Annotated in this window: 2 protein-coding genes; one reads left to right on the top strand and one right to left on the bottom strand. The window is 66.9% G+C overall.

What is annotated here, in order from left to right; genetic code table 11:
• Positions 1 to 726 precede the first annotated feature (726 nt).
• Positions 727 to 1725, top strand: coding sequence for a tryptophan--tRNA ligase (gene trpS / locus FPZ41_RS45995; protein ID WP_152870799.1), 999 nt, complete (start codon positions 727 to 729; stop codon positions 1723 to 1725).
• A 58-nt stretch (positions 1726 to 1783) separates the two neighbouring features.
• Here the strand turns inward: trpS and proC are convergent, their stop codons facing one another.
• On the bottom strand, positions 1784 to 2596 hold the full coding sequence (gene proC, locus FPZ41_RS45990; protein ID WP_152870798.1) for a pyrroline-5-carboxylate reductase: 813 nt from the start codon (positions 2594 to 2596) through the stop codon (positions 1784 to 1786).
• Positions 2597 to 2674: the final 78 nt, after the last annotated feature.

Raw genomic sequence — 2674 nt, 5'->3', positions numbered from 1 at the left:
AAAGGAACCTCGCCCTCCCGGAATCGGGAGAGACGGGGTATCAACATATCTGGCGTTGATTTTTGGCACGCTGTTGAGTTCTCAAGGAACGGACGCTTCCTTTGTACTCACCCGAGAGACTCTCTCGCGGCTTTACTCCGGGCGCTTCCCTTCGGTGTTTCCGACTCTATCAGATCTTTTTCCGATCCGATTTCCTCGGCGCTTTCCAGGTCAGACGCTTTCGCGCTTCCCTTTCCGGCGGTTCCGACTTTATCAGATCCTTTCGGGCCTGATTCCCAGTCGGAGGGGGTTGCCTTCCCGGCCGCTGGGCCGTTCCGACGAGTGAGACTTTAGCGGATTCCCAGCTCCCGAGCTAATCGGGGGCTGCGCCCTTTCGAACGCGGATTCCTCATTCCGTAAATACGCATGACAGCATCACGACGACGGATCGCCGTTTGTCAGTTGATACCTGCGGAATCGCTGCCCGGGGACCGACCGGAGGGCAACCCGGAGAACACTACGTACCGCGCCTGGGCGTGTCAACTTCGCTCCGGGGAGCACTCCAGGGGCGTAGTCTGACGTCCATGACTACGCGTACGTGCACCCAGCTGTGGTGGGCCGCCTGACGGCGGCCGTACTCACGTATGCACTCAACGGCCGCCGATCCGGCGGCCGTTCTTGTTTCTCCCTCCTGGAGGACCCGGCCGGCGGGCAGTGGCGGTCCTGACCGGAGAGGTGGAGAGGGAGATGACGCGGGTCTTCAGTGGGGTGAAGCCGACCGGGCATCTGACGCTGGGGAACTACCTGGGCGCCATGCGGCGGTGGGCTGCGGTCGACCAGCACCAGGCGGATGCGCTGTTCTGCATCGTCGATCTGCACGCACTGACCGTGGACCATGATCCGGCGCGGGTGCGCAGGCTCAGTCGGCAGGCGGCGACGCTGTTGTTGGCGTCCGGGCTCGATCCCGAGGTGTGCACCGTGTTCGTGCAGAGTCATGTGGACGAACACGCGAGGCTGTCGTACGTGCTGGAGTGCGTCGCCACCGACGGGGAGATGCGGCGCATGATCCAGTACAAGGAGAAGGCGGCGCGCGAGGGGGCGCGGGGTGGGAGTGTGCGGCTGTCGTTGCTGACGTATCCCGTGCTGATGGCGGCCGACATCCTTGCGTATGGGACCGATGAGGTGCCGGTGGGGGACGACCAGGCGCAGCACGTGGAGCTGACGCGGGATGTGGCGGTGCGGTTCAACCAGCGGTACGGCCACACGTTCGTGGTGCCCCGGGCGACGCATCCGAAGATCGCGGCGCGGGTCATGAACCTGCAGGAGCCGACGGCGAAGATGGGGAAGAGCGATGACGTCGGGCCGGGGATCGTCTATCTGCTGGATGAGCCGGACATCGTGCGGAAGAAGGTCATGCGGGCCGTGACCGACAGCGGCCGGGATGTCGCGTACGACCGGGAGGGGCGTCCGGGGGTCACGAATCTGCTGGAGATTCTTGCGGCCTGTGAGGGTGGGAACCCCGAGGACCTGAGCGGTGTATACGAGTCGTACGGCGCTTTGAAGAAGGACACCGCAGAGGCCGTGGTCGAGGTCCTCAGGCCCGTACAGGAGAGGCACAAGGAGTTGTGCGCGGATCCTGCGTACGTGGAGGGGGTGTTGCGCAGTGGCGCGGAGCGGGCCAGGGAGATGGCGCGGCCGAGGGTGGACGCGGCGTATCGGGCTATGGGGTTGCTGCCGCCTGGCTAGGGAGCGGCGCATGGAACAGAGGTGGAGCCGGGGGCGGGTCCGGCTCCACCCGGGGTTCCTAGCTGCTGCTGCCGGAGGCGAGCTCGCGGCTGCGGTCGCGGGCCGCTTCGAGGGCGGCGATGAGGGCGGCTCGTACGCCGTGGTTCTCCAGTTCGCGGATGGCGTTGATCGTGGTGCCGGCGGGGGAGGTGACGTTCTCGCGGAGTTTGACGGGGTGTTCGCCGCTGTCGCGGAGCATGGTGGCGGCGCCGATGGCGGACTGGACGATGAGGTCGTGGGCCTTGTCGCGGGGCAGGCCGAGCAGGATGCCCGCGTCGGTCATGGCTTCGACCAGGTAGAAGAAGTACGCCGGGCCCGAGCCGGAGAGCGCGGTGCAGGCGTCCTGCTGGGCCTCGGGGACGCGGAGCGTCTTGCCGACGGCTCCGAAGATCTCTTCGGCGTGGGCGAGGTCGGCCTGGCTGGCGTGGCTGCCGGCGGAGATCACGGACATGGCCTCGTCGACGAGGGCGGGGGTGTTCGTCATGACGCGGACGACGGGGGTGCCCTGGGCCAGGTGCTCCTCGATGAGGGAGGTGGTGATGCCCGCTGCGCCGCTGATGACCAGGCGGCCGGTGGGGATGTGCGGGGCGAGTTCTTCGAGGAGGGTGGTCATGTCCTGGGGCTTGACCGTGAGGATGAGGGTGTCGGCGGTCTTGGCGGCCTCGGGGTTGGTGACCGGCGTGACTCCGTAGCGGGACCGGAGTTCTTCTGCTCGCTCGGGGCGGCGCGCGGTGACCAGGAGGTCCTGCGGGGCCCAGCCTGCTCGGATCATGCCGCTGAGCAGGGCTTCGCCGATCTTTCCTGTGCCGAGGACTGCGACTTTGTGGGTCATGGTGCGGGTGCCCTCCGGGGGTGCGTCGTCCTTAGGTCATCCTCGCACTGGGGGTGCCGGTTGGGGGGAGCTGTCCGG

The sequence above is a fragment of the Streptomyces acidicola genome (genome assembly GCF_009377235.1).
GTDB classification, from domain to species: Bacteria; Actinomycetota; Actinomycetes; order Streptomycetales; family Streptomycetaceae; genus Streptomyces; species Streptomyces acidicola.
Note: the sequence above shows the minus strand (reverse complement) of the source record. Positions and strands in the feature narration are given on the sequence as shown.